Genomic DNA, 584 nt, shown 5'->3' on the forward strand with positions numbered 1-584 from the left:
CGAGCAGGTGCGGGCGGTAGCGCAGGCAGTACTCGCGCAGCTGCCCGCGCCAGTCGCCCCCCCGGGGCGGCGCCTCGGCGTCGGCCATGAGTTCGTCGGTGAGCAGGTCGAGCAGCTCCTCCTTGTTGCGCACGTGCCAGTACAACGAGGCCGCCTTCACCCCCAGTTCGGCGGCGACCTTGCGCATCGACAGGCCGTTGACGCCCTCGCGCTCCAGCACCCGCAGGGCCGCCTGGGCGAGCGCCTGCCGGGTCAGTCCGGGCTGTGACGGTCCGTCATCAGTACTGCCCTCCACGGCCATCGGCCACCTCCGTCCATGGGTTCCACCGGAAATCCCGCTTGCCATCTAACACTGTTAGGGGCAGTCTAGCCGCACCGAAACAACCGACTAACACTGTTAGGGAATGTGCCGATGAAGCCGCCCGCCCGACACAAGAGGCTCGTGCTCGCCACCCTGTGCGCCACGATGTTCATGGCGATGCTCGACAACGTCATCGTCAACAACGCGCTGCCCCGCATCGGGCAGCAACTGCACTCCGGCGTCAGCGGACTTCAGTGGGTGGTGGAGGGCTACAGCCTGGTCT

At 67.1% G+C, this 584-nt stretch carries 1 protein-coding gene; it reads right to left on the reverse strand.

Annotation, left to right across the window (positions count from 1 at the left end; translation table 11 throughout):
* Nucleotides 1-301, reverse strand: a 301-nt coding sequence (locus ABD323_RS44170) for a TetR/AcrR family transcriptional regulator (protein ID WP_344447634.1), incomplete at its 3' end; no start/stop codon positions are given.
* Between the last annotated feature and the right edge of the window lie 283 nt (nt 302-584).

Origin of the sequence: Kitasatospora nipponensis (assembly GCF_039528135.1) — a bacterium.
GTDB classification, from domain to species: Bacteria; Actinomycetota; Actinomycetes; order Streptomycetales; family Streptomycetaceae; genus Kitasatospora; species Kitasatospora nipponensis.